At 73.2% G+C, this 25,993-nt stretch carries 23 protein-coding genes; 14 read left to right on the top strand and 9 right to left on the bottom strand.

What is annotated here, in order from left to right; genetic code table 11:
* Positions 1 to 99: 99 nt before the first annotated feature.
* Complete coding sequence (locus tag CFW40_RS04215) at positions 100 to 339, top strand: DUF397 domain-containing protein (protein WP_088796516.1); 240 nt, start codon at positions 100 to 102, stop codon at positions 337 to 339.
* Positions 340 to 576: 237 nt separating this feature from the next.
* Here CFW40_RS04215 and CFW40_RS04210 read toward each other — a convergent pair whose 3' ends face one another.
* The 3 genes from CFW40_RS04210 to CFW40_RS04200 form a co-directional block, all read right to left on the bottom strand.
* Positions 577 to 1,317 (bottom strand): leucine-rich repeat domain-containing protein, encoded by a 741-nt coding sequence (locus CFW40_RS04210; protein WP_088796515.1) that lies wholly within the window; start codon positions 1,315 to 1,317, stop codon positions 577 to 579.
* 76 nt (positions 1,318 to 1,393) lie between these two features.
* Complete coding sequence (locus CFW40_RS36970) at positions 1,394 to 1,600, bottom strand: hypothetical protein (protein ID WP_176963698.1); 207 nt, start codon at positions 1,598 to 1,600, stop codon at positions 1,394 to 1,396.
* A gap of 145 nt (positions 1,601 to 1,745) precedes the next feature.
* Positions 1,746 to 1,928 carry a hypothetical protein gene (locus CFW40_RS04200; protein WP_256331606.1) on the bottom strand — a complete coding sequence of 61 codons (183 nt, stop codon included), beginning with the start codon at positions 1,926 to 1,928 and terminating at the stop codon, positions 1,746 to 1,748.
* 50 nt (positions 1,929 to 1,978) lie between these two features.
* Here CFW40_RS04200 and CFW40_RS04195 point away from each other — a divergent pair, with 50 nt between their 5' ends.
* The 3 genes from CFW40_RS04195 (at position 1,979) to CFW40_RS04185 (ending at position 3,590) form a co-directional block, all read left to right on the top strand.
* Entirely contained in the window at positions 1,979 to 2,587 is a 609-nt protein-coding gene (locus tag CFW40_RS04195) for an ABATE domain-containing protein (RefSeq protein WP_088796514.1), read from the top strand.
* A gap of 9 nt (positions 2,588 to 2,596) precedes the next feature.
* Positions 2,597 to 2,992 carry an ACT domain-containing protein gene (locus CFW40_RS04190; protein ID WP_088796513.1) on the top strand — a complete coding sequence of 132 codons (396 nt, stop codon included), beginning with the start codon at positions 2,597 to 2,599 and terminating at the stop codon, positions 2,990 to 2,992.
* A gap of 97 nt (positions 2,993 to 3,089) precedes the next feature.
* Entirely contained in the window at positions 3,090 to 3,590 is a 501-nt protein-coding gene (locus CFW40_RS04185; RefSeq protein WP_088796512.1) for a hypothetical protein, read from the top strand.
* Between the two features lie 103 nt (positions 3,591 to 3,693).
* On the opposite strand, the gene CFW40_RS04180 is transcribed toward CFW40_RS04185, so the two are convergent.
* Together CFW40_RS04180 and CFW40_RS04175 are read right to left on the bottom strand one after the other, a co-directional pair.
* A complete protein-coding gene (locus CFW40_RS04180; protein WP_088796511.1) occupies positions 3,694 to 5,700 on the bottom strand; it encodes an N-acetylmuramoyl-L-alanine amidase in 2,007 nt (668 codons plus the stop codon).
* 408 nt (positions 5,701 to 6,108) lie between these two features.
* Positions 6,109 to 7,242, bottom strand: coding sequence for an aminoglycoside phosphotransferase family protein (locus tag CFW40_RS04175; RefSeq protein ID WP_088796510.1), 1,134 nt, complete (start codon positions 7,240 to 7,242; stop codon positions 6,109 to 6,111).
* A 284-nt stretch (positions 7,243 to 7,526) separates the two neighbouring features.
* Between CFW40_RS04175 and CFW40_RS04170 the strand changes: the two genes are divergently transcribed.
* Positions 7,527 to 9,056, top strand: coding sequence for a hypothetical protein (locus CFW40_RS04170; RefSeq protein WP_088796509.1), 1,530 nt, complete (start codon positions 7,527 to 7,529; stop codon positions 9,054 to 9,056).
* A 182-nt stretch (positions 9,057 to 9,238) separates the two neighbouring features.
* On the opposite strand, the gene CFW40_RS04165 is transcribed toward CFW40_RS04170, so the two are convergent.
* The gene (locus CFW40_RS04165) at positions 9,239 to 10,714 is read right to left on the bottom strand and encodes a PP2C family protein-serine/threonine phosphatase (RefSeq protein WP_088796508.1); all 1,476 of its coding nucleotides are present in this window, start codon (positions 10,712 to 10,714) and stop codon (positions 9,239 to 9,241) included.
* A 311-nt stretch (positions 10,715 to 11,025) separates the two neighbouring features.
* Here CFW40_RS04165 and CFW40_RS04160 point away from each other — a divergent pair, with 311 nt between their 5' ends.
* The 5 genes from CFW40_RS04160 (at position 11,026) to CFW40_RS04140 (ending at position 19,779) form a co-directional block, all read left to right on the top strand.
* The gene (locus CFW40_RS04160) at positions 11,026 to 12,447 is read left to right on the top strand and encodes a hypothetical protein (protein WP_088796507.1); all 1,422 of its coding nucleotides are present in this window, start codon (positions 11,026 to 11,028) and stop codon (positions 12,445 to 12,447) included.
* Between the two features lie 198 nt (positions 12,448 to 12,645).
* A complete protein-coding gene (locus CFW40_RS04155; protein WP_088796506.1) occupies positions 12,646 to 13,773 on the top strand; it encodes a glycosyltransferase family 1 protein in 1,128 nt (375 codons plus the stop codon).
* Positions 13,770 to 14,999 (top strand): glycosyltransferase, encoded by a 1,230-nt coding sequence (locus CFW40_RS04150; RefSeq protein WP_088796505.1) that lies wholly within the window; start codon positions 13,770 to 13,772, stop codon positions 14,997 to 14,999. The genes CFW40_RS04155 and CFW40_RS04150 overlap by 4 nt, the downstream gene beginning before the upstream one ends.
* Positions 15,000 to 15,154: 155 nt before the next feature.
* Positions 15,155 to 16,165: an SGNH/GDSL hydrolase family protein gene (locus CFW40_RS04145; protein ID WP_093493858.1), complete on the top strand. Its 1,011-nt coding sequence runs from the start codon at positions 15,155 to 15,157 to the stop codon at positions 16,163 to 16,165.
* Positions 16,162 to 19,779, top strand: coding sequence for a hydantoinase B/oxoprolinase family protein (locus CFW40_RS04140; RefSeq protein WP_088796504.1), 3,618 nt, complete (start codon positions 16,162 to 16,164; stop codon positions 19,777 to 19,779). The genes CFW40_RS04145 and CFW40_RS04140 overlap by 4 nt, the downstream gene beginning before the upstream one ends.
* A 73-nt stretch (positions 19,780 to 19,852) precedes the next feature.
* Here CFW40_RS04140 and CFW40_RS04135 read toward each other — a convergent pair whose 3' ends face one another.
* Genes CFW40_RS04135 through CFW40_RS04125 form a run of 3 tightly spaced genes read right to left on the bottom strand, consistent with a single transcriptional unit; the run spans position 19,853 to position 22,109 of the window.
* The gene (locus CFW40_RS04135) at positions 19,853 to 20,716 is read right to left on the bottom strand and encodes a biotin-dependent carboxyltransferase family protein (RefSeq protein ID WP_088796503.1); all 864 of its coding nucleotides are present in this window, start codon (positions 20,714 to 20,716) and stop codon (positions 19,853 to 19,855) included.
* The gene (locus CFW40_RS04130; protein ID WP_088796502.1) at positions 20,713 to 21,336 is read right to left on the bottom strand and encodes an allophanate hydrolase subunit 1; all 624 of its coding nucleotides are present in this window, start codon (positions 21,334 to 21,336) and stop codon (positions 20,713 to 20,715) included. The genes CFW40_RS04135 and CFW40_RS04130 overlap by 4 nt, the downstream gene beginning before the upstream one ends.
* Positions 21,333 to 22,109, bottom strand: a complete 777-nt coding sequence (locus CFW40_RS04125; protein WP_088796501.1) for a LamB/YcsF family protein — start codon at positions 22,107 to 22,109, stop codon at positions 21,333 to 21,335. Before CFW40_RS04125 ends, CFW40_RS04130 begins: the two co-directional genes overlap by 4 nt.
* 311 nt (positions 22,110 to 22,420) lie before the next feature.
* On the opposite strand from CFW40_RS04125, the gene CFW40_RS04120 reads away from it, so the two are divergent.
* The 4 genes from CFW40_RS04120 to pcp all read left to right on the top strand — a co-directional run bounded on the left by CFW40_RS04120 (position 22,421) and on the right by pcp (position 25,792).
* Positions 22,421 to 23,164 carry a GntR family transcriptional regulator gene (locus CFW40_RS04120; protein WP_088796500.1) on the top strand — a complete coding sequence of 248 codons (744 nt, stop codon included), beginning with the start codon at positions 22,421 to 22,423 and terminating at the stop codon, positions 23,162 to 23,164.
* A gap of 168 nt (positions 23,165 to 23,332) precedes the next feature.
* Positions 23,333 to 24,043, top strand: coding sequence for a DUF969 domain-containing protein (locus CFW40_RS04115; protein WP_088796499.1), 711 nt, complete (start codon positions 23,333 to 23,335; stop codon positions 24,041 to 24,043).
* Positions 24,040 to 25,008: a DUF979 domain-containing protein gene (locus tag CFW40_RS04110; protein WP_088796498.1), complete on the top strand. Its 969-nt coding sequence runs from the start codon at positions 24,040 to 24,042 to the stop codon at positions 25,006 to 25,008. The genes CFW40_RS04115 and CFW40_RS04110 overlap by 4 nt, the downstream gene beginning before the upstream one ends.
* A 139-nt stretch (positions 25,009 to 25,147) precedes the next feature.
* Positions 25,148 to 25,792, top strand: a complete 645-nt coding sequence (gene pcp, locus CFW40_RS04105) for a pyroglutamyl-peptidase I (protein WP_088796497.1) — start codon at positions 25,148 to 25,150, stop codon at positions 25,790 to 25,792.
* Positions 25,793 to 25,993: the final 201 nt, after the last annotated feature.

The following is a 25,993-nucleotide window of genomic DNA, read 5'->3' as shown; positions in this document are numbered from 1 at the left end:
TCTCCGGCCACCACTCCACCGCCTCGCCACGTCCCCTGTCCGTCCCCGGACCCAGTGGTTAGGCTGACCGCGGACGACGATCCGGGAGGAGCGGGACACGTGACCGACAGCATCACCGAGCAGCGGCTCGTGGGCGGGGCCAGGCCCGATCTCGACCTGACGCAGGCCGAGTGGCAGTCGAGCACCCAGGGCGTGGGCGGCGTCCAGATCGCCTTCGTCGAGGGCTATATCGCCATGCGAAACCGCCGCAGCCCGGAGATCCCAGCGTTGATCTTCACCCCCGCCGAGTGGCGCGCCTTCGTCCTCGACGCCCGCGAGGGCGAATTCGATCTGACCTGAGGGCTGTACCGGAATGACCCGGAGGCCGGCGATGTGGCACGGAAGAGTGCGCAATGTCGTGTGCGCGAGGTGATGGCCTTCCAGGCCAGAATGGCCGCCGGCGTGACAGGGCTGCGCACGGCCTCACGCGCTGTCCGGGCGCTCCTGCCTGATCATGCTCGCCTCGTGCGCGGCCTTCGTCCTGTCCGCCGCCGGTTCGGCCGGTTGACGCGCCGAGCAGTCAGTCCGGCGCGAGCGTCAGGTGAGCACCACGCACCCCCGCCGCCGGAGCGCCAGGACCGCTTCCGCTCCGTCGTCCACGGCGTTCCAGCGCAGGTCCAGCTTCTCCAGTGCCGGCAGCCGCGCGATCCACGGCGGCAGCACCTCGATCCGGTTCCCGCGCAGGTCCACCCGGCGCAGCAGCGGCAGCGCGCGCAGCGCGTCGGGGATGCCGGGCAAGGCGTTGTCCCGGAGCTCCAGCACCCTCAGCTCGTGCAGCGCGGCAACGCTTCCGGGCAGTTCCGTGAGCGCATTGCCGCCCAGCCACAGCTCCCGCAGGAGCCTCAGTTGCCCCAGCGTCTCGGGGAGCGAGGTCAACTTTGCTTGCTGCGCGCGCAGTTCGATCAGACCGGTCATCCGGCCGAGCGCCGCCGGCAGTTCACCGAGCGGGTTCTCGCCGACGTTGAGGTAGCCGAGCCGGTCCAAGGCGCCGAGTGAATCCGGCAGGGTGGTGAGCCGGTTGTCATGCAGATAGAGGAAGCGGGTGAGTCCGGCGAGGTTACCGATCTCGTCGGGGACCGCTGTCAGCGCGTTGTGACCGAGGTCGAGGGTGTGCAGCGCATGCAGTCGGCCGAGCGCCGCCGGGACCTCGGTCAAGGCATTGTCGGCAAGGATCAGCACCTCCCAGTCCTCGCGCCGCCAGACCTCGGCAGGGACCGAACCCAGGCCCGCCTTCCACAGGTTGAGCACGGGAGGCGCGGTGGACCTGGGACGAGGCATGGGTGGGGTGTCCTTCCGTAAGGCAGTGTCCGCGGTCGGGGCGGGGTGCCGGGCGCCGCGGGCCGGGGGAGAGCGGTTACGGCCAGTCGAGGAGTTCGGGCGGTGGCACGGTGCGCCCCGATCGGCGGCAGTCGAGCGGCCGGTGCGGTGTGCGGCCGGCCAGCCAGGCCGCGAGGTCGGTGAGCGGGCCGCTGACGGTGACCGCAGGGGCGTCGGCGTCACCGTACCGCCGGGAGAAGGTGTCGTCCGTGGACGTCAGGACGAGAGGCAGATCCTCCGGCACCCGGGGGACAGGTGATCCAGCAGGTGATGACACAGCTCCTGTGGCCAGTCGCGCGGAGTGTGGCCGATCCGGGCGTCCGCCGTATGGATCTCCAACTCCCGCCACCATGCCAGCAGTGCGGAGCGCAGATCGCCGTTGCGATGCTTCACCGGCCGCTGCCAGCCGCGACCGTCATCGCATGGGGCTCGGGGACCTGGGTCCGTATGGCGCCGAGCAGCCAGGCGGTGAAGAGTTCCACCGGGTCGTCGGGCGTCTCCAGCGGATCGAACGCGGGCAGTTCGCCCGCGAACACCGGGAGATCCCGCAGTAGTTGACGCACGTCAGCCATACCGCCCCCTCAGGTATGTAATGGTTGGAGGCGACGCTACCATTAGCTCCATGACCGCACCACGGCTCGCACTCGAACTCGCCGTCACCCTCCGCCACGACGGGCACGGCGGCGTCACCGATGACCTGGCCGGTCCGGAAGGGCTTGCGGTCTGGGTGCACGAGCGGGCCGCGCTGCTGGACCGTGCGGCCGGTCCGGCCACCCCGGACGAGGCGCTGCACACCGCCGTCCGGGAGCTGCGGGCCGCGGTCCGGTCGCTGTTCGCCCGAGCCGTCCGGCCGGGGCCGCCCAGCTCCGCCGATGCCCACCGGCTGCTCCCGGAGGAGGAGGCGGTGCGCCGGCTCAACGCCGCCGCGGCCCTGGTCCCCACCGTCCCCCGGCTCAGCTGGGAGCCCGGCGCACCGCCTGCCGTCCGGCACCAGCCGGTCGGGTCCCCACCGCCCGCCGACCGGATCGTCGCCGCACTGGCCCGCGCCGCCCTCGCCTTCCTGGCCGGCCCCGACCGGCTGCTGCTGCGGGCTTGCCCCGCCCCGCGCTGTGTGCGCTACTTCGTCAAGGACCACGCCCGCCAGGAGTGGTGCACCCCCTCCTGCGGCAACCGCGCCCGGGTCGCCCGCCACCACGAGCGGCGCAGGGAAGGACGGGACGGGGCCCCGTAGGGTGGTGGCATGACGGGTGAACGTGATCTCCGGGCCCTGCTGAGCGGGATGCGTCCCGAGCGGAACGAGGGGCGCTTCGTCTTCGTGAGCGTGCCCGGCGCGGTCCCCGACGGGCTGACGCCGGTGGTCACCGTCACTGAACCCGAGGGCCGCACCCTCGTCGTCCACCAGGAGGAGGCCGACCGTGCGGGCCTGTCGTACGACTACGTCGCCGGCTGGATCACCCTGCGGGTGCACTCCGCGCTGGACGCCGTCGGGCTGACCGCCGCCGTGGCCACCGCACTCGCCCAGGCCGGCCTCAGCTGCAATGTCGTCGCCGGCTTCCACCACGATCACCTCTTCGTGCCGCATGCCGCGACCGACGAGGCGCTGCGCCGGCTGCGTGCACTCGCCGACCAGGCATAACGACCGCCGGCAAGAGGAGGCGGCGGCTCCGTACGCGGGGCGCCCCGCACGCCGACGTCCGCGCCGCGTGCCCGGCCGGGCCACGTACGATGGCGGCATGTCCTTCCTCCGCCGCCGCAGCGCAGCCACGCCCGCCGGGCCTGACTTCGACGTCCTCGCCATGGACCCCGGGGACTGGCCGGGCAATCTCGGAGCCGGGCTGCTGCCCGCGCCCGACGGGAGCTGCCAGGGTGTCTTTCTCCGCTATGACCTGTTCGGCGGCCGTGGCCCCGCGATGATCATCGGCAATCTGCCGGAGGGGTCCCCGGCCCGCGAGCTCGAGGACGATCAGGTGCCCTTCGAGGTGGCCCAGCTGCTCGCCGCGCTCGGCAACGACGAGCCGGTGACGGTCGTCGAGAGCGAGGACACCCCCGTGATGCACGAGGACAACCTGCTGATCGTCAAGCGCATCAAGTGCTCCGAGGGCCGGATCTCCTGCGCCCAGTTCGACCGCAGCGACGGCGTGCTGGTCACCATCGCCAGCTGGGACCGGCCGATCACCGACGATCTCTACGCGCTGCTCAAGCCGCTGCCGGCGGAGCTCTTCCAGCAGGGCTGAGCCCCGGCACGCACGGCACCGGAACGGACACCGGCGCGCCCGGTGGACGGCAGTCCCGTCCACCGGGCGCGTGTGCGCTCACCCGATCGGTGTGCGCGGGGGCTCAGGAATCCGAGCGCCGCACCTCGACATCGGCCGCCCGCACATAGCCGACCCGGTGCCCGAGCTGGATCTCGTAGTAGACGTCCTCGCCCCGCACGATCGCGTGCTGGGAGAGGTCGAAGGTCGGCGCGTAGAAGTAGTCGCCCGGCATCCGGTCCCCGACGGCGTACTTCTGGCCGGCGGCGAGCTTGTACGGCAGCGGGGAGACCGTCTGGTAGGGCACCCCGGCCGGGTAGGCCCCCTTCTCCGGGTACGCGCGGCCGTAGACCGGAATCTCCTCCCGGTCCGCCTTCGGCGTGGCGATCATGCCCTGGGCGTTCACCGCCGTCGGCGCGTGGTGCGGATTGCGGAACCACGCCTTCTGCCCGAGGTACCAGATCGCCGTCCAGTCGCCGGACCGGTCCGCCACCGCGAACCGCTGGCCGGTGGAGGCCCGGGCACCGGTGTCGTTCACGCCCATCGTGGCGTCACTGCCGTCCGGGTGCAGACCGATGTCCTTGACCAGCGGCGCGTCGGCGTCCGGCGCGGTGTGCAGCCGGACCGCCGCGGAACCGTGCGGCGCGCAGGGGTCGCCCGCCTTCTCGCAGCCCGTGTAAACCGGCTTGTTGCGGGCGTAGTCCGGGCGGATGGTGACCAGCCCGCCGTGCGAGCCCGGGGCGGCCTTGAACGGCTTGCCCAGCAGGGAGAAGTAGTGCGCCCAGTCCCAGTACGGGCCGGGGTCGGTGTGCATCCCGGGGATGGTGGCCGTGGTCGTGCCGGGCACATTGTCGTGGCCCAGGATGTGCTGCCGGTCGAGCGGTACGTCGTACTTGCGGCTCAGGTACTTCACCAGCCGGGCCGACGTGCGGTACATCGCCTCCGTGTACCAGGCGTCCGGCGCGGCGAGGAAGCCCTCGTGCTCGATGCCCACGGAGTGCGAGTTGATGTACCAGTTGCCCGCATGCCAGGCGACGTCCTTGGTCGGCACATGCTGGGCGATCAGGCCGTCCGAGGAGCGGATGGTGTAGTTCCAGGACACATAGGCCGGGTCCTTGATCAGCTTGAGGGTGGTCTCCCAGGAACCCTCGGTGTCGTGGATGACGATGGTGCTGATCCGCAGGTCCTCGGGCCGGTCCGCCTTGTCGTGGTTGCCGTAGTCGCCGTCCCCGAACTCCTCGTACGGCGCGGGGACGGACTCGCAGGCGACGCTGTGCGGGCACTCCAGCTTGCGGCCGGCCCGTGTCGGCGAGGCCTTCGCGGCCGGTGTGCCGAGACGTTTCTGCTGCGCGGCGTCGGGGATCAGCCCCGGCGTGGCGGCCAGCGTGACCCGCTGTCCCGCGTCGGTGGTCCGCGTCTGGCCGTGGCGCATGACCTCGTAGACCTCGTCCGCGAAGGCCCGGCCGCCGCGCGTACTGTCCTGACCGCCGTAGCGCGCCACCGCCTCGTACCACTGCGCCGGGTCGCGCCCCGTCCGGTGTCCCAGCTTGCGCTGCTCCGCGGCGAGCAGCGCCGCACCGCCGAGCACATTCGCCGCGGGGTCGGTACGCAGCCGCTCGGCCGACAGCCCGGCCAGCGTGGCGGCCGTCGTCAACGTCCGCAAACGGGCCGGTAGTTCAGCGGGAAGCGCGGCCCGCTTCGCCGCACCGGCCGGCACCCGCTTACGGGGCCGTGCGCCGTCGCCACGGGCGTCCTCGGTCCCTCCGCTGAACTCCGGCGTGCGCGTCAGCGCGGTGCGGGCATCGGTCAGATGCATCGGGCCGTAGCCCCCGGAGACACTGGGCGCGCCACCATGGGTGTCCCAGCGCGACTCCAGGTACGAGACGCCGAGCAGCACACTGCGCGGCACCTGGAAGCGGGCGGCGGCGTCGGTGAAGGCCCGCTGCAGAACATCGGTCCGGGGCTGGCCGGCGTGCGCGGACGGCGTTCCCGCGAGTGGCAGCAACAGCACCGCCGCCGCAACGGCGGTGGCGGACCTGCGCAGGGCGGGGCGGTGGAATCTCTTCTCGTCTTCCGGGGCGGATCCTCGCAAAGCAACCTCCTCGAGCCGGCCCCAGCCGGGGCGGTGTGACGGTGGGTGCGCAAACGGCCGCACGGGCGGGACCCGAGACTAGAGCCCCCGTCGGCTTAGAGCTATACGTTTGCCGAGGGCCCGTCAATCACCGCGCCCTCTCGGGATTCCGCATGTCAGGGCATCTCCACAGGAGCCTTCCCGGACGGGTGTCCGGCCTGCGGGGCGTCAGTGGAATGGGCCAATGGCCGGACGGACTCGACCTGACACGGACGGGGGCGGGCAGGCGCACGGCCCGGGGAGGGAAGCCCGAGGGGCCGGGGAAGGGCGGCCAGTTGGCGCACATGGGTGAGCGGCGCACCCCGTACCCGGGTGCGCCGCTCACGATCCCCCTTGCGGTGCCGGGTGACGTCCGGCACCTGTCGGCGGTCAGCGGGTGCCGACCGCCGCCCGTACCGCACGGCGCGCCATCTGGCAGTCGTCGTGCAGCCGACGGAGGAGCAGCCGCTGCTCCTCGCCCGCCGCGGGCACGCCGGGTAGTCCCGGACCCGGTGTCCCCGTCGGCGTGGGTTCGCGCATGGTCCGTTGGACCGCGGTTTCATAACGCCGGATCTCGCGGGTGAGCACCAGCATCAGATTCACCAGGAAGGCGTCCCGCGAGGCCGGGCCCGCGTTCTGGGCGAGCTGGCTGATGTGCCGGCGGGCGACCGGCGCGTCGCCGAGCACCGACCACAGGGTCGCCAGGTCGTAGCCCGGCAGATACCAGCCCGCGCTGTCCCAGTCCAGCAGGACCGGGCCCGCGGGGGAGAGGAGCACATTGTTCAGCAGTGCGTCGCCGTGGCAGAACTGGCCCTGGGTGTGCGACAGCCCGTGCAGCAGCTTCTGCAGATCGCCCAGGTCACGGTCGGTGAGCAGCCCCAGGTCGTGGTAGCGGCCGATCCGGCCCGCGTAGTCCAGCGGGGTGTCGAACAGCCCGGCCGGCGGACGCCAGAGGTTGATCCGGCAGATCGCGCCCAGCGCGGCCCGTACGTCGGCCCGGGGCGGAGCCTCGGACGGGTGGCGGGTCAGCGCCGCGACGCGGCCGGGCATCCGCTCCACGATCAGCGTGCAGTTGTCGGGATCGGCCGCCACCAGACGCGGCACCCGTACCGGCGGACGATGCCGGACGAATGCGCGGTATGCACTTATTTCCTGCCGGAACCTGTCCACCCACGCGGGGGAGTGGTCCAGTAAACACTTGGCGACCGCGGTCATACGGCCCGTCGTGCCGACGAGGAGGACGGACCTGCCGCTGCGGCGCAGCACCTGCACCGGGTTGAACTCCGGGCAGATGCGCTGCACCGAAGCGACGGCGGCGCGCAACTGGGCGCCCTGCGGGCCGGACAGGTCGATTCTCCCGCTGAGCGGCTGGGAGCTTGTCCCCTGCATCCGCCGGGTGCGGCCGCCGGGGAGACCGGGGACCGCACCCGCGGAAGGCGCGGGGTCGAGATACGGCCCGCTTCCGGTGGGATGCGGGCGGTACGGCCGGGTGGGGGCGGTCACGGCGGACGATGCTGCATACATGGGTGAAACAGATCCCTTCGTGCGCCGGCGAGTTGCGTGCGCTCCCGGCCCGGTGGTGGGAACCCGTGAACGGGCCCCGTGCAGGAGGCCGATCCAGGGTCCCCGTGAGGGGCGCGCACCCTGGGGAATGCGGTCCCGCCACCAGGCCGGGGGCGGCATATCTACAGAACACGTGCCTATGGGTGGCAGACCATCTGGCGCACCCTGGCGAACCCTGGCGAATGCCCACAGCCCATGTCAGCGGCCGTTACTGTCAACTCAGTCGAGGAACCTGGGGGCTTGACGTGGACAGGCAGCCGAACACCCGTCTCGCGGACCTTTTCGGCCTGACCGGCTGGTCCAAAGGAGAGCTGGCGAGAATGGTCAACCGGCAGGCGGCGGCCATGGGGCATCCGCAGCTGGCGACCGACACCTCGCGAGTGCGGCGCTGGATCGACATGGGGGAGACCCCGCGCGATCCGGTGCCCAAGGTCCTGGCTTCCCTGTTCACCGAGCGCCTCGGCCGTGTCGTAACCATCGAGGACCTCGGATTCGCAAGAACCGGTCGCGCGGGGAAACGGCAGGCCCTGGACGGTCTGCCGTGGGCTCCCGAACGGACCGCCGCGGTCCTCACGGAATTCACGGGAATGGACCTCATGCTCAACCGACGCGGCTTGGTGGGTGCGGGCGCCGCACTCGCCGCGGGCTCCGCACTCACCGGCGCCATGTACGACTGGCTGCACACCGACCCGGCCCCGGCCGGCGCCCCACGCCACGACGCCATGTTCGCCTCCGACTCCTTCGACGAACTCGACCAGACCGGCCTCGACCGCTATGAGGCCGCCCCTGTGGGATCGCAGGAGATCGACGCGCTGGAGCGCTCGGTCGAGGTGTTCCGCGCCTGGGACGCGGCCCGCGGGGGCGGGCTGCAGCGCAAGGCCGTGGTGGGCCAGCTCAACGAAGTGGGCGGCATGCTCGCCTACCGCCACCCCGATCATCTGCAGCGCCGGCTGTGGGGGGTGGCCGCCAACCTGGCGGTGCTGGCGGGCTGGATGTCCCATGACGTGGGCCTGGAGCCCACCGCCCAGAAATACTTCATCATCGCCGCGCATGCGGCGCGCGAGGGCGGCGACCGCCCGCGCGCCGGCGAGGCGCTTTCCCGTGCCGCCCGGCAGATGGTGCATCTGGGCCGTCCCGACGACGCGCTGGATCTGATGAAACTGGCCAAGTCCGGCTCCGGCGCGGAAACCCTGCCGCGCACCCGCGCCATGCTGCACACCATCGAGGCCTGGGCGCAGGCGTCCAAGGGCCACGGCCAGGCGATGCGCCGCACCCTGGGCGAGGCGGAGGAGCTTTTCGTCTCGGACAAGGGCGATGTGCCGCCACCGAGCTGGATGCAGATGTTCGACGAGGCGGATCTGCACGGCATGCAGGCGCTGGCATTCCGTACCCTCGCCGATCACGATCCGTCGGCCGCCAGGATCGCCCAGCATCACGCCCAACGGGCGCTGAGGCTGCGGGAGAACGGCCGCCAGCGGTCGCAGATCTTCGACTACATCTCGATGGCCTCGGCCTGCTTCATCGGAAACGACCCCGAACAGGCCGACCGCTACGCCCGGTTGGCGCTGGTGTCCATCGGCGAGAACTCCTCGCACCGCACCTGGGACCGGCTCCGTGAAATGTTCCGGCTCACGGGGCAGTATGCGAACTACACCAAGATCCAGGATCTGCGCGAGGAGATCCAGCATGTCCTGCCGAAGGAGAAGCCCAAGACCAAGGGGTCCGGCCTCGGCCCCGGCATCGGATCGGGAGTCGCGAAGAACTTCTCGGCCTGAGGCGGGCGGATGCACGGAGCGTGACGGTGCGTCATCCGTAAGGGTGGCGCCCTTCTCAGCTCCGCTGCCTCACCCGTGGCCCGGCGGATCACCCGCCGACACGGCCGACATATTCGCCGACGTGTTCGGGGCGACCGGCTCCGGATGCGCCGGTCCGCCGCCGACGCCCGCCGCGGTGTGTCTCAGTCGCCGACCCTGGCGACCAGTACACAGGCGTCGTCCTCGCGGTCGGCGGTGCCGAACTCCTCGACGACGATGCGGACGCCGTCCTGGGCGCTGCGGGCCGCGGCGAACCGCGGTGCCAGAGCGAGGAGCCGTTCGGTGCCTTCGTGGAGGGCTTGTGCGCCGTGCGTATGGCGGGGGACGAGGCCATCGGTGTGCAGGACGAGCAGGTCACCGGGCTCCAGTTGCTCGGTGCGCTGGGTGTAGGCCGCACCCGAGGTCGCCCCGAGCAGGACACCCTCGGGCGGGTCCAGCGCGCGCCCCGCGCCGCCGCGGAACAGCAGCGGCGCGGGGTGCCCGGCCTGGGCCCACTCCAGGGTCCGCGTAGCGGCGTCGAAGCGGCCGCACACCGTGCTGCCCAGCGCCGGCTGAGCGGCGGTGTCCAGCAGTTGGTTGAGGAAGCACATCAGGGGTCCCGGCCGGTGGCCGGCGACAGCCATACCGCGCAGCGCGCCGAGCACCATCGCCATCCCGGAGGTGGCGGTGACGCCGTGCCCGGTGAGATCGCCGACGCTCAACAGGGTGGTGCCGTCCGGGAGTTGCAGCGCGTCGTACCAGCCCCCGCCGACCAGGGCAGGGGTGCCGGACGGCAGATAGCGCCCGGCGAGGTCGAGGGCTACGGGACCGCCTTGCGGGAACCGCAGGGAGCCGCGCCACGGGGGGAGCACGGCCTCCTGCAGCTCGACCGCAAGCCGGTGCTCGGTCTGCGCGATATGCCGCTCACGGTGCAGCGAGTCACGGGTCTCGCGTACCGCCTGCTGGCTGCGGCGCAGCTCGCTGACGTCCCGCAGCACGGCCCACATGCAGGCGGTACTGCCGTCGGCGTCGAGCACCGGCTCGCCCACCATGTGCACCGTGCGCAGGCTTGCGTCCGGGCGCACGATGCGGAATTCGCCGTCGATCGGGCGGCCGTCCACCAGGCAGTCGGTGACCATCGTGGCCAGCCCCTCCTGGTCGTCGGCGTGGACCAGGGACGGCAGCTCGTCGAGGGTGAGCGGGCCGTCGGACGGTGCCCTGCCGAACATCGCGAACAGCTCGTCGGACCAGCTGACCTCGTCGGTGAGGAGGTTCCACTCGGCGCTGCCGACCCGGCGCAGCAGCGCGCCGCGTTCATGGGGCGCGGGCTCCGGCGGGGCCGACGGCAGCCCGGCCTCCGGAGCGTCCTCCTCCTCGCTGTCCTCGTTCTCGGCGGGCAGGCCCTCTCTCAGCTGGTCGAGATGGCCCCCGAGGTCGTCGAGGTGATGCACGGCGAGATCGCACAGCGCCCGCTGCCAGCGCAGCTGCGGGTCGGCGGCGAGGCCGGTGTCCTCCCCGGACTCCCTGCGCACCGCATCGAGGTCACCGCGCAGGCGCCGGGCCTGCGTGATGAGGGACTCGACGGTCTCGCGCTCGGGGGGCCGGTCTGCTGGGTGATCCGCGAAGAGAGGGGGCGGCATGACGTACTCCGTGATCAGGCGGCGCCGGGCTGAAGGGCCGGTAACGACTGTTGCACAGGCGGCGACCGTCCGTAAGGGATTTGGCACTACCCGATACGGTGGTGCATCTGGCATATGCCTCCGGCTTTCCGGGGCAATCCCGGGGCGAATCGGCGGAATGACAGCTTCCAAGCTAGGCTTCGGCCGCTGTACAGCAGGCGCTCCCGCCGATCCATGGTGGGAACGAGGCTTACGGCCCGCGGTCACCGGCAAGAATGCCGGTCAGCGGAAATCCCGTTGCCAGCCTGTCCCCCGCACCGGATGCTGACCTCATGTTCGATCCAGACATAGCGCCCAGTGGCACCCTGCTCGGCCTCCTGCAGCGAGGCCGCGGCGACGGGACCCTGCATGCCCTCGCGGCGCCGCGGGCCGAGGCGCTCGCGGCACTCAACGACAGCGTGCTGCGCGATCCCCGTCGCGACTGGCAGGTCGAGAACCGCTCGCTCTACTACGCGCGCCTCTACATGCAGCTCGACGGCGCGCTCGAAGAGATCGAACGCCACCTCTTCCACCCCGACGACCTCGTCGACACGGGCGAGGAGCGCACCGGTCTCGCCCTCGCGGTCCTCGGCCACCTCGCCGCCTACGGCAAGGACGCCGCCCGTCTGCTGCTGCGCAGCTATGCCGCGGCGGGCAGCAACTGGCGCTGGGCCCTGGACGAGCTTGCGCTGCGTGACGACGACGCCGGGCTGATGACCCTCGCCCCCGCCGTCCTCGCCCGCTTCCCGGAGACCGAGGAGGGCGACGCCGACCTGGCCATCGCCGTCCGCGACGCCTTCGAGCCCCGGCCCTGGCGGCTGTGGGCCGAGGACCCCCGCTACGGCCCCCGGCTGGCCGCGGCCGGGGAACAGGGCTCCTTCGACCGCTGGCAGCGGCAGATGCGGCCCCGTGGACCGCGCCCCGGCTGGAGCGTGACCGAGGTGCTCCGATGGGCCGAGGAGAGCCCGGAGCGGACGGGCGAGGAACACCGCCACCTCGCCGCCGCCCGCTGCCTGGCCGTCGTCGCCGGCCCCGAGGACCGCCCCGAGCTGCTGCGCGCCGCGCGCAGCGCACCGGACGCGGCCCGCGCCGCCGTACTGCACCACCTCGCCGAACGCGGCGACCGAGACGTCCTCGACCTGATCGAGGACGCGGTCGCCGACCCCTTCTCCTCCGAGCGGCTGGCCTCCGCCGCTCTCGCCGCGTTCGCGCGGATGCGCAGCGTGGCCGCCGTCGCACGGGCCAGGGTCTGGGCGCCGCGCGCGGACCGGCTGGGTGCGGCCGCCGCCGCCATGCTCGCCCGCCGCGGCGGGCGGCGCGACGCCGAACCGGTACTGGCGGCCCTGCGCCGGACCGTCCGCGAGGAGGGTCCGGACGCCGACGGCCTGTGGGAGCTGGTCGACGGCACCGGACGCCTCGGGGTCGCCTGCGCCGCCCCGGTCCTGCGGCACATCTACCGCGAGACGTCCTCCTCCCACCTGCGCGGCCGGGCCGCCGGCGCGCTCGCCGCCACCGACCCCGGCTTCGCGGCCGGTTTCGCGGTCGAGTGCCTGTGGGACTGCGAGGAAACCACCAGAGAGCTCGCCGCCCGGCATGCCGCCACCGGCGATGACCGGGTCGTAGAACAACTGCGGCGTCTCGCCGCGGACCCGGCCGAGGAGGCCGAGGTACAGACGGCTGTGCGGAGCCGGATCGGACCGGAGTCCCAGGTGTAAGCAGACGTCGGTGGGAGCCGGCCACTCGCTCGTGGCCGCTTTCCTCTGCTCCACGAGGCGCACCGAACCACTTGCGTGCACCCCCACCGGCCTCGCGAGCAACCCCCACGGCGGGACAGCCGAAAACGTGGGGAGACGTTCTCCGGCAGGAAAGATCCCCTTGGCCCCCTCCACGCACCGCACGCCGAGAACAGCGGTATGCGTGTCGTCCTGGTCACCGAATCCTTCCCACCCGATGTCAACGGCGTCTCCCACTGCGCCCTGGAAACCGCCCGGCACCTCGTCCGGCGCGGCCACGATCCGCTGGTCATCGCGCCACTCGGTGGCCCTTCGCCGGCCGCCGGTACGCACGAGAGTCCCTGTCCCGTCGTCCGGGTGCCCTCGATGCCGCTGCCCGGCTATCCGCAGGTGCGGATCGCGCTTCCCGGGCGCCGGCTGTCCGCGGCGCTCGACGGGCACCGGCCCGATCTCGTGCACCTGGCCAGTCCGTTCGTGCTCGGTGCCCGGGGGATGGCGGCCGCCGCCCGCCGCCAGGTGCCCGCGGTCGCCGTCTACCAGACCGATCTGGGCCGCTACGCCCGTACCTACCTCGGCGGCGGCGCGGCCACGGCCTGGCGCCGCATCCGGGCGGTGCACGGCGCCGCCGACCGCACCCTGGCGCCCTCCAGCGCGGCGCTGCTGGATCTGACCGAGCACGGTGTGCCCCGGGTCCATCTGTGGCCGCGCGGCGTCGACTCCGAACGGTTCCACCCAGGGCGGCGCGACGCGGTGCTGCGCAGCTCGCTCACCGCGGGGCGGGAACTGCTGGTGGGGTACGTGGGACGGCTCGCGCCGGAGAAGGACGTGGGACTGCTGGCCGAGACCTCGCGGCTGCCGGGCGTACGCACCGTCGTCATCGGCGAGGGGCCCAGCGCCGCCGGGCTGCGGACCGCGCTGCCCGGGGTGCGCTTCCTCGGCCGCCGTACGGGTGATGAACTCGCCCGGCTCTACGCCTCGTTGGACATCTTTGTCCATACCGGGCCGTACGAGACCTTCTGTCAGACCGTGCAGGAGGCGATGGCCTCCGGTGTGCCGGTGGTGGCGCCCCGGGCGGGCGGCCCGCTCGACCTGGTGGACCACGACCGTACGGGGCTGCTGGTCACACCGGGGGACGGCGGCGCGTTCCGGGACGCGGTGCAGCTGCTCGCGGGCAGCGCCGAGCTGCGCGTCCGGTACGGTGCCGCGGCCCGCAGAGCGGTGGAGGACCGCACGTGGGCGGCGGTCGGCGACCAGCTCCTGGGCCACTACGAGGCCGTGCTCAGCGACCGGACGGCGGTGGCGGCGTGAACGTGCGACACGCTCGTGGGGCGGGTCTGCGGATCGTGCGGATCGCCAACTTCGTCACGCCGGCCTCCGGCGGGCTGCGCACCGCGCTGCGGGAACTCGGCGAGGGCTACCGGGCCGCCGGGCACGAGCCGGTGCTCATCGTGCCGGGGCCGCCGGGGGCACTCGGCCCGGCCGGATGGTGTGACGAAGTCACCGCACAGGGACGGGTGATCACCCTGCCGGGGCCGGAACTGCCGGGCAGCGGCGGCTACCGCGTGCTGGCCGATCGCCGCAGGGTCCAGCGGCTGCTGCACTCCCTGGCCCCCGACCGGCTGGAGGTCTCCGACCGGACGACGCTGCGCTGGACGGGGGAGTGGGCGCGCCGGGCCCGGATTCCCGCGGTGATGGTCTCGCACGAGAGCGTGGACGGGGTGCTGCGCACCTGGGGCGTACCGCAGCCGCTGGCCCGCGCCGCCGCTGACCGGCTCAACCGCCGTACGGCGCACGCCTACAGCCGGGTCGTGTGCACCACGGCCTGGGCGGCGGCGGAGTTCACCCGGGCGGGTGTGCGCAATGTGGTGCGCGCTCCGCTCGGTGTCGATCTCGCCGCCTGGCACCCCGGGTGCCGCAGCGCGGAGCTGCGTCGGCGCTGGGCGGGCCGGGCGGAGGTCCTGCTGCTGCTCTGCTCCCGGCTGTCGCAGGAGAAGCGGCCGGGGCGGGCGCTGGACGCGCTGGCGGAGCTGCGGCGGCGCGGGGTCGACGCGACGCTGGTGGTGGCCGGTGACGGGCCGCTGCGGGCCCGCCTGGAGGCCCGGGCGCGGTCCGAACGGCTGCCCGCGGCGTTCCTCGGGCACCTCGCCGACCGGGCCCGGCTCGCCGCGCTGCAGGCCGGCGCCGATGTCGCACTGGCGCCCGGCCCGGCCGAGACCTTCGGGCTGGCCGCCCTGGAAGCGCTCGCCTGCGGTACCCCGGTGGTCGCCAGCGCGGCATCGGCGCTGGCGGGGCTGGTCGGCAGCGGCGGCGATACGGCGCTCGACGACGGGCCCTCGTTCGCCGATGCGGTCCAGCGCGTGCTGGCCCGGCCCGGTCCCGCCCGGCGCGCCGCCGCCCGCCGCCGCGCCGAAGGCTACGGCTGGCAGCCCGCCGTCGAGGCCTTCCTGGCGGCGCACGACGCGCCCGCCCCGCTCGGCAGGCCGCTCACCGCCACGCCCTTCCCGTCCCCGGCCGGCCCGCTGGGCGGGTGGTGACGGTGCGGCCCGAGGGAGTGGTGATACCGGGCGGCGGAGCAGTGATACCGGAGGGGGGAGCAGCGGTGACACCGGGTGGGGGAGCCGTGATCCCGGGCGAGGGAGCGGTGATCCCGAGGCAGGCGCCGGGTGGCGGCCGTTCCCCGGCCCCGGCCCTGGCCCCGTCCCCGGCCCGCTTCGTCGCGCTCGGCGACTCGTTGACCGAAGGCCTCGGTGACCCCGTACCGGGCGGCGGCTGGCGCGGCTGGGCGGCCCTGCTGGCCGGGGCGCTGGGCGAGCGGCCGGGCGGTGTGGAACTGGTGAACCTGGCGCGCAGCGGGGCGCTGGCGGCGGAGCTGGCCGAGCGGCAGCTGCCCGCGGCGCGTGCCCTCGGGCCGCGCTTCGCCTCGCTCGTCGTCGGCGCGAACGACACCCTGCGTGCGGCCTTCGCCATCGAGCGGGTCGCGGCCGCGCTGGACCGGGCGCACAGTGCACTGAGCGCCGACGGGGCCGTGGTGCTGACGGCGTGCCTGCCCGATCCGGGCCGGATGCTGGGCCTGCCCGCGCCGCTGGCGCGTCCGCTGGCCCGCCGGATGCGCGCCGTGAACACCGTCGTCCATGCGGTGTCCGCGCGCTACCAGGGCGTTCATCTGCACCTCGCCGAACACCCCTGGGCCGCCGAACGTGCCTGCTGGAGCGTGGACCGGCTGCACCCCAGCGAGCGCGGCCACCGGCTGCTGGCCCGCGGTTTCCATGCGGCACTGGCCGCCGCCGGCCTGCCCGTGGGACCGCCGCCCGCGCTCACCCTCGACGGTCCGCCGCCGACCCGCGCCGGAGCGGCCCGGTGGATGGCGACCCGCGGCACCCGCTGGGTCGCCGACCGGTGCACGGACCTGCTGCCCGGCCTGCTGGGTCTGGCGCTCCAGGAGTGCCGGCACGGGCTGGCGGGATCCGGCCGGCTGCTGGACGCCGCGGCCGACCAGGCCACGCGTACCGCGCTCGCCGCACTGGAGGGGGCGGGTTACGGGTCGGACGGGTCGGACGGGGCGGACGGATCGGAGGGGACGAACGGGGCGGATCGCCGGCCGGACAGGGCCGACGCCCCGGACAGCCCCAGCGGACCGGACGATGCCCCGCCGGGGAAAACCGCCGCGACGGCGAAGGGCGCTGCGACAATGACAGGATGACCGGACGCTGGGAGTTCTGGATCGACCGCGGTGGCACGTTCACGGACGTCGTCGGCAGGCGCCCGGACGGACGGCTGGTCACCGGCAAGCTGCTCTCGCACCATCCGGAGCGCTACCGCGACGCCGCGGTGGCCGGTATCCAGATGATGCTGGGGCTCGGCCCGGACGAACCGGTGCCCGCCGAGCGGGTCTCCGTCGTCAAGATGGGCACCACCGTCGCCACCAACGCCCTCCTGGAGCGCAAGGGCGAACCGACCGTGCTGCTGACCACCGAGGGGTTCCGGGACGCGCTGCGGATCGCCTACCAGAACCGGCCGCGGATCTTCGACCGGCACATCGTGCTGCCCGAGGCGCTGTACGACCGGGTGATCGAGGTGCCGGAGCGGATCGGCGCCCGCGGTGAGCTGGTCCGGCCGCTGGACGCCGACGCGGTCCGCCGGGCGCTGATCCGGGCCCGTGCGGACGGCCTGCGCAGCGCCGCCGTCGTCCTGCTGCACGGCTACCGCCACGCCGACCACGAACGCACCGTCGCCGAACTGGCAAGGCAGGCAGGGTTCTCCCAGGTCAGCTGCTCCCACGAGGTCAGCCCGCTGATGAAGCTGGTGCCGCGCGGTGACACCACCGTCGTCGACGCCTACCTCTCCCCGATCCTGGGCCGCTACGTCGACGACATCGCCGCCCAACTCCCCGGTATCCGGCTGATGTTCATGCAGTCCAACGGCGGACTGCGCCAGGCGGCACACTTCCGGGGCAAGGACGCGGTGCTGTCCGGGCCCGCGGGCGGTGTCGTCGGCATGGTGCGTACCGCCGCCGACACGGGCGGCGGTCACGACCGGGTGATCGGGTTCGACATGGGCGGCACGTCCACCGATGTGTCGCACTACGCCGGTGAGTTCGAGCGGGTCTTCGGCAACGAGGTCGCGGGCGTACGGATGCGCGCGCCCATGATGAACATCCACACCGTCGCGGCCGGCGGCGGCTCCGTCCTGCACTTCGACGGCCGCCGCTACCGGGTCGGCCCCGACTCGGCCGGTGCGGACCCGGGGCCGGCCTGCTACCGGCGCGGCGGCCCGCTCACCGTCACGGACGCCCAGGTGATGCTCGGCCGCATCCAGCCCGCCCACTTCCCCGCGGTGTTCGGACCGGACGGCGACCAGCCGCTGGACGCCGAGGTGGTCCGCACCCGCTTCGCCGAGCTGGCCACGCGGGCGGCCGCCGAGACCGGGGACGACCGCGGCCCCGAGGAGGTCGCGGCCGGCTTCCTCGACATCGCCGTGCTCAACATGGCCAATGCCGTCAAGAAGATCTCCGTCCAGCGCGGCCGCGACATCACCCGCTACGTCCTCACCAGCTTCGGCGGCGCCGGCGGCCAGCACGCCTGCGCGGTCGCCGACGCGCTGGGCATCGACACGGTGCTCGTCCCGCCGCTGGCCGGGGTGCTCTCCGCGTACGGCATCGGGGTCGCCGACGCCACCGCGATGCGCGAGCAGGCCGTCGAGGCGGAGTTCACCGATCCCGCGGCCGTCGAGCGGGTGCACGAGGTGTGCGAGGCCCTTGCCGGACAGACCCGGCGCGAACTCCTGGACGACGGGGTGCCAGAGGCCTCGGTGACCACCCGGGCCCGGGTGCTGATCCGCTACGCCGGGACCGACTCCACCCTCGCCGTCCCGCTGGCCGACGCCGACACCATGACCGCGGAATTCGTCCGGGCACACCGCGAGCGCTACGCCTTCACCATGGACAAACCGCTGGTGGCCGAGGCGGTGTCAGTCGAGGCGCTGGGCGCGGCCGGCGGCGCGGGCGGGTACGAGGCCCGAGCGGGCAGCAGGGAAGGAGAGCTGACTCCGGCCGCCACGGTACGGATGTACACGGATGGCCGCTGGCAGGACACCGGCCTCTACCGCCGCACGGACCTGTGCCCCGGCGACACCCTCACCGGTCCGGCCGTCATCGCCGAGGAGGACGCGACCACGGTCCTCGACCCGGACTGGCAGGCGGCCACGGGCGAGCACGGGCACCTCCTGCTGACCCGGGCCCGGCCGCGCACCGACCGCGTCGCCGTCGGCACCGAAGCGGACCCGGTGATGCTGGAGGTCTTCAACAGCCTCTTCATGGCCATCGCCGAGCAGATGGGCGTCCGGCTGGAGAACACCGCACACTCCGTCAACATCAAGGAGCGCCTGGACTTCTCCTGCGCGCTCTTCGACGCTGACGGCAACCTGATCGCCAACGCCCCGCACATCCCCGTGCACCTGGGCTCGATGGGGGAGTCCATCAAGGAAGTGCTCCGGCGCCGCGGCGGCGACATGCGGCCGGGTGACGTGTATGCGATCAACGACCCGTACCACGGGGGCACCCACCTCCCCGACGTCACCGTCGTCACCCCCGTCTTCGACGCCGACGGGGACGAGCTGCTGTTCCTGGTGGCCTCCCGCGGCCATCACGCCGAGATCGGGGGCATCACCCCGGGCTCGATGCCCGCCTTCAGCAGCTCCATCCAGGAGGAGGGCATCCTCTTCGACAACTGGCTGCTGGTGCGCGACGGCGCACTGCGCGAGGACGCGACCCGCGACCTGCTCGCCGCCGGCCCCTACCCCTCCCGCGCCCCCGACGCCAACCTCGCCGATCTGCGTGCCCAGATCGCCGCCAATGAGAAGGGCATCCAGGAACTGCGGCGGATGACCGACCAGTTCGGGCTGGACGTCGTGCGGGCCTATATGGGACACGTCCAGGACAACGCCGAAGAATCCGTGCGGCGCATCATCGCGCGGCTGTCGGACGGCAGCTGCCGCTACGAGACCGACAGCGGGGCCGAGATCCGGGTCGCGCTGACCGTCGACCGTGCCGCCCGCAGCGCGGTGGTGGACTTCGCCGGCACCTCGCCCCAGCAGCCCGGGAACGCCAATGCGCCCAGCTCGGTGGTGATGGCCGCCGTGCTGTACGTCTTCCGCACCCTGGTCGCCGACGACATCCCGCTCAACAGCGGCTGCCTCAAGCCGGTGGAGGTCCGCATCCCGGAGGGCTCGATGCTCGCGCCCGTCTTTCCGGCGGCCACCGTCGCGGGCAATGTGGAGACCTCCCAGGCGGTCACCGGCGCGCTCTACGCCGCGCTCGGTGTCCAGGCCGAGGGCTCCGGCACGATGAACAACCTCACCTTCGGCAACGACCGGGTGCAGTACTACGAGACCGTCGCCAGCGGCTCGGGCGCGGGCGACGGCTTCGACGGCGCGGACGCCGTACAGACCCACATGACCAACTCCCGGCTGACCGACCCCGAAGTGCTGGAGTGGCGCTACCCCGTCCGCGTCGACGCCTTCGCCATCCGCTCCGGCAGCGGCGGCAGGGGCCGTTGGCACGGCGGCTGCGGCGTCGAACGCCGGCTGCGCTTCCTGGAGCCGATGACCGTCGCCCTGCTGACCAACCACCGCAGGGTCGCGCCGTACGGCATGGCCGGCGGCGCCCCCGGAGCGCTGGGCGCCAACGCCATCGAGCGGGCGGCGGACGGTACGCACGAGGACCTGGCGGGCTGTGATGTCGCGGACGTCGGCGTCGACGACGTGCTGGTCCTGCGCACTCCGGGCGGCGGGGGATATGGGGTGCCGGACGGCGGCTGACCGGGCGGCGGCTGGCCGGGCGGTGGCTGGCCGGGCGGCGGCTGACCGGGCGGCGGTTGGCCCGAGGGCAGGGCTAGCCCATGCGCAGGAAGCGGACCGGTGTCCCGGGGACGGCCTGGGCCGCCGGGGCCAGGTAGCGCTCGGGGACGACGCCGATGACCGGGTAGCCGCCGGTCGTGGGGTGGTCGTGGAGGAAGAGGACCGGCAGGCCGTTGGGGGGGACCTGGAGGGCGCCCAGGGGCATGCCCTCGCTGGGGAGTTCGCCGCTGCGGGCGCGCTCCAGGGGCGGGCCCTCGGTGCGCAGGCCGATGCGGTTGCCGGCCGGCGAGACGCGGAAGCGGCCGGTGGTGAGGGTGCGCAGGCCGGCGGCGGTGAACCAGGCGTCGCGGGGGCCGGGCACGAACGGCAGGACGAGCTCCGCCAACGGGCCGGGGTGGGGGATGGCGTCGGCGGTGGACGGCGGGCCGTGCGGGGTGCCCAGCGGGAGGACCGCTCCCTCCGTGAGCGGGTCGGGGCCCAGGCCGGAGAGCAGATCGGCGGCGCGGCTGCCGAGGACCGGTTCGGTGTCGATGCCCCCGGCGAAGGCCAGGTGGGAGCGCAGGCCGTGGGTGGCGGGACCCACGTCCAGGACGGCGCCCGCCGGGACGCGGACCGGTGCGCCCCAGGGGGCGGGGCGGCCGTCGACGGTCACCGGGCAGGGCGCGCCCGTGACGGCGACGGTGGTGGCCGTTCGGACCCACAGGGCGCAGCCGGTGAGCGTGGTCTCCAGGGCGGCGGCGGACTCGGGGTTGCCGACCAGGCGGTTGGCGAGCCGGTGCGCGGGCTCGTCCAGGGCGCCGGCCCGCGGCACACCGAGGTGGGCGTGGCCGGGCCTGCCGAGGTCCTGGACGGTGGTGAGCGCTCCGGCCCGGACGACCGAGAAGGCGCGGTCGGTCATCGGGTGGTCTCCTGCGGGACGAAGCGGACACGGGTGCCGGGGGCGAGCAGCGCGGCCGGCTCGCGGCGCGGGTCCCACAGGACGGTGTCGGTGGTGCCGATCAACTGCCAGCCGCCGGGGGAGGAGCGCGGGTAGACCCCGGTGTACGGGCCGGCCAGGGCGACCGAGCCGACCGGGACCTTCGTGCGGGGGGTGTCCCGGCGCGGTACGTGCAGCGGTTCGGGCAGTCCGGTCAGATAGCCGAAGCCGGGGGCGAAGCCGCAGAAGGCGACATGGAACTCCGTCGCGGAGTGCCGGCGCACCACCTCGTCGGCGGTGCAGTCCCACAGGGCGGCGACGTCGGCGAGGTCGGGGCCGTCGTAGCGGACCGGGATGTCCACGGCGGGCCGGTCGCCGGCGCCGATCGGCGGGATGTCCCAGGCGGCGAGCTTGGCGAGGAGCCCGCGGGGGTCGGCGAGGCCGTCGAGGAGCACCGTACGGGCGGCCGGCACGATCTCGCGCAGCGGCGGCAGGCCGCCGTCGGCGGCCCGGCGCAGCAGTTCGGCGTGCAGCGCCTCGACCTCCTCGGCGCTGTCCAGCTCGATCAGCAGGCCGTGTTCACCGACCGGCAGCGGCCTCATGCGAAGCTCCGGATGCGGACGCCGGCCGCGGCCAGCTCGGACCGTACCCGCCGGGCGAGGTCCGCGGCGCCGGGGGTGTCGCCGTGCAGGCACAGCGAGCGGGCCGTGATGGCGACGCGCCGGCCGTCGCGGGAGGTGACGGTGCGGTCGCGGGCCATGCCCAGCGCCCGCTTGACGACCTCGTCGGCGTCGTGGACCACCGCGCCCGGTTCACGGCGGGGGACGAGGGTTCCCTCGTCGGTGTAGGAACGGTCGGCGAAGGCCTCACCGACGACGGGCAGTCCGGCCCGCCCGGCGGCCTCGTGCAGCCGCGAGCCGGGCAGCCCGAGGACCGGCAGGCCGCCGCCCGCGGCGCGGATGCCGTCGATGACGGCACCGGCCTGCTCCTCGTCGTGGACACAGCGGTTGTAGAGCGCGCCGTGCGGTTTGACGTAGCGGACCCGGGTCCCGGCGGCGCGTGCGAAGACGTCCAGCGCCCCGATCTGGTAGGTGATCTCGGCGGACAGCTCCTTTGGCGGTACCTCCATCGCGCGGCGGCCGAAGCCGGCCAGGTCGCGGTAGGAGACCTGGGCACCGATGACCACACCGCGCTCGGCGGCCAGTTCGCACACCCGGCGCATGGTGGCCGGGTCGCCGGCATGGAAGCCGCAGGCGACGTTGGCACTGGTGACGACGGAGAGCAGGGCCTCGTCATCGGTGAGCTGCCAGCGGCCGAAGCCTTCCCCGAGGTCGGCGTTGAGGTCGATGACGGGAGGGGGCGCCGGGTCGCTCATAGGGGTCCGTTCCATGGGGCTCGGGGCCGGCCGGGCGCGCGGGGCACCGGTGCGACGGCTCGGGCGCGGGCAGGGGCGGCGGGACGTTCCGGCCGGCCCGTATCCGTAGTGACTCTCCCCCGAGGGCACTCGAGCCGACCGGCGTCGAGGACAACGTAGAGGATTGTTCAACGATCCGACAAGAGGTGTTCGGGGTGCGATCACGGATGCGTTGTTTCGTTCTCGCATCTGGGATTGACTTTCGCTCATACGACTCCGGGACGGCCCGACTGCCGCCCGGTACGGCGCGAGACGCGAGAACGGGGAGCGGTATGGCGGGCGGAGCGGCGAAGAACGATCAGTGGCGGCTCACCGAGGTCGCGAGCCTGGAAGGCGACCGTGCTCTGCTGGGGCGCTCCAGCACGGCCGAACGGGTCGCCGACATCCTGCGGGACCGGATCACCGAGGGCTACTTCCCGCCCGGCGCCCGGCTCTCGGAGGAGAGCATCGGCGGTGCCCTGGGCGTCTCGCGCAACACGCTGCGCGAGGCGTTCCGGCTGCTGACGCACGAGCGGCTGCTGGTGCACGAGCTCAACCGCGGGGTGTTCGTCCGGGTGGTGACGGTCGAGGACCTGGAGGACATCTACCGGGTGCGGATGCTCGTGGAGTGTGCGGCGGTACGAGGTCTGGGGCCGGGGCCCTATGGCGCCGCGGCGGCCGACGCCATCGTGGCGATCGAGGCCGCGGTGCAGGCCGGTGAGGCCGCGTCCGAAGACCGGGAGTGGCAGGCGCTCTCGACCGCCAACATCCGCTTCCACCAGGCAGTCGTGGCCCTGGCGGGCAGCCCGCGCACGGATGAGCTGATGCGGGGCGTGCTCGCCGAGCTCCGGCTCGTCTTCCATGTCATGGCCGACCCCCGACGCTTCCATGCACCCTATTTGACCCGTAACAGGCAGATTGTCGAGGCCCTGCAGGCGGGTGATACCGCCGAGGCCGAGCGGCTGTTGCTGTCGTATCTGGAGGACTCGCGCACGCAGTTGTCGGGGGCGTACGCGCAGCGCATCGCGGAGGGGTGAGACCCCGCGGGGCCCCGTGCCGGCCCTGGTGACGCCCTCCGTGGAGCCCGCCCGAGATCCGCCCCGGCAGACCCCTTGTCGGATCGTTGAACAATCGCCTAGCCTCCGCTGCAATCTCTTCATCTCCCTGTGGGCCCGGGCGGGTCCCCGTACGCGGAAGGCGGATCCATGATCGTGCTCCTCGGCGTGCTCGTGGTCGTGATCGGCTTCGCCACGAAACGCAATCCCCTGCTGGTCGTGGGGGTGGCCGGCATCGTGACCGGCCTCCTCGGAGGGCTGTCGCCGGGCAAGGTGCTCGCCGCGTTCGGCGACGGCTTCGCCGGCAGCCGGGCGGTGACGATCTTCGCGATCACCCTCCCGGTCATCGGCCTCCTGGAGCGCTACGGCCTCCAGGAGCAGGCCCGTAACCTCATCGCCCGGTTCGCCGGGCTCACCACCGGCCGTTTCCTGGCGCTCTACCTCGGACTGCGGCAGATCGGCGCCGCGGTCGGGCTGACCAATGTCTTCGGCCCCGCCCAGACCGTCCGCCCGCTGGCCGTCCCGATGGCCGAGGGCGCGGCCGAGCGGAAATACGGCGAACTCCCGGAGCGGACACGGGAGAAGGTCAGGTCGTTCGCCTCCAGTGCGGACAACGTCGGCCTCTTCTTCGGGGAGGACGTCTTTCTCGCCGTCGGCTCGATCCTGCTGATCACCGGCTTCGTCAACACCACCTACGGGACCCACCTCGAACCGCTGCAGCTCGCGCTGTGGGCGATCCCCACCGCCGTGTGCGCCTTCGTCGTCCACGGCTGGCGACTGCTGCGCCTGGACCGCCATTTGGAACGCGAACTGCTCACGGCTCAGGTCCACGACACCGCCGCAGTGGAGGCCGCCAAGTGATCAAGGCAGAGTGGTTCTACTGGCTGGTGGGCCTCAGCTTCCTGGTGATGGCCGCCCAGATGGTCACCGACCGCAGCAATCCCAAGCGCCTGGGCACCGGCACCTTCTGGGGCCTGATCGGTGCCGGCTTCATCTACAGCAGCTGGGTCGTCACCAAGCAGGCACCGGCCGAGCCGCTGGGCGCCGCGGTCCTCGTCATGGCCTGTCTGGCCGGCTTCGGCTTCACCGGGCGCGGCATCCCGCGCACCACGACCCCCGAACAGCGCACCGCCAGTGCCGCGGGGCTCGGCAACAGGCTGTTCGTCCCCGCGCTCACCATCCCCGCCGTCGCCATGGCCTGCGCCATCGGCGTCAAACACCTGTCCTTCGGGGGCGAGCCGGTCCTCCAGGAGGGCAGTGAGACCATCCTGGGCCTGGGGATCGGTGCCGTCGTCGCCCTTGTCGTCGCGATGATCATGCTCCGGGAGAAGCGGGTCTCCGTGCCCGTGCAGTCCGGCCGCTCGATGCTCGAGGCGATGGGCTGGGCGATGCTGCTGCCCCAGATGCTGGCCACGCTGGGCGCCATCTTCCAGGCCTCCGGCGTCGGCAACCAGGTCGGCAAACTCACCACCGCCGTCCTGCCCGAGGGCTCGCTCTACATCGCGATCGTCGTCTACTGCGTGGGCATGTTCGCATTCACCGTGATCATGGGCAACGGTTTCGCCGCCTTCCCCGTGATGACCGCCGCGGTCGGCTGGCCGGTCCTGATAGGCCACTTCGACGGCAACCCCGCCGCCGTCCTGGCCGTCGGCATGCTCGCCGGCTTCTGCGGCACCCTGGTGACGCCCATGGCCGCCAACTACAACATCGTTCCGGCGGCCCTGCTGGAGCTGAAGGACCAGTACGGGCCGATCAAGGCGCAGTTGCCCACCGCGGGGATACTGCTCGGCTGCAACATCCTGATCATGGCGCTGTTCGCCTTCTGAACCCGCTCCGGGCGCGCCTGCCGCACTCCGCGGCACCACCGTGCTCCGCCCCGCCCTTGCGCCCGCCGCCTATGGTGCGGCACGCGCCGCCCTGCACCCCTCGCACCGCCCCGCACCGCACCGCACCAAGGATGACCGTATGACCCGGGTACTGCTGACCGGATTTGCGCCTTTCGACCGCGAATCCACCAACCCCTCCTGGCAGGCGGTACGCGCCGCCGCGGAGGAACCGCCCACCGGCATCGAGGCCTTCGCCGTCGAGCTTCCCTGCGTCTACGGAGCGTCGGTGGCGGTGCTGCGCGCCGCGATAGAGGAGACCCGCCCCGAGATAGTGCTGTGCGTCGGCCAGGCGGGCGGGCGCCCCGACATCACCGTCGAACGCGTCGCCGTCAACGTCGACGACGCCCGGATCCCCGACGCCTCGGGTGCCGAACCGGTCGACGAGCCGATCGTGCCCGGCGGCCCCGCCGCGTACTTCTCCACCCTGCCGGTCAAGGCGTGCGTGGCCGCCGTCCGCGCCGCCGGTCTGCCCGCCTCCGTCTCCAACACCGCGGGCACCTTCGTCTGCAACCACGTCTTCTACGGGCTCGCCCACCTCATCGCCACCGAACTGCCCGATCTGCGCGGCGGATTCGTCCACGTCCCCTACACGCCGGAGCAGGTCGTCGACCGCGCCCAGCCGTCGCTGCCGGCCGACGCGGTCGCCCGGGCCCTGCGGGAGATCGCGGTCACCGCCGCGCACACCCGCACCGATCTCCGGATCGCGGGAGGGGCAACCCATTGAGCGCCCCGTTGAGCACCGGCACGGGCTCCGGCCCATCCGGCACGGGCTCCGGCGCACCCGCCACGGGACCTGGCGCCGGGCCGCCGCGGGCCACGCCGTAGACTGATCCGCCGCCCCGGCGAGCGGTCCGTCAACGGACCCACCAGCGGTTCCACCCATGAACGGATCCGCGCCGTTTCGTCCGTTGTCAGTGCGACCGCC

The organism is Streptomyces sp. 2114.4 (assembly GCF_900187385.1).
GTDB lineage: Bacteria > Actinomycetota > Actinomycetes > Streptomycetales > Streptomycetaceae > Streptomyces > Streptomyces mooreae.
This window is presented reverse-complemented; position numbering and strand designations above follow the sequence as displayed.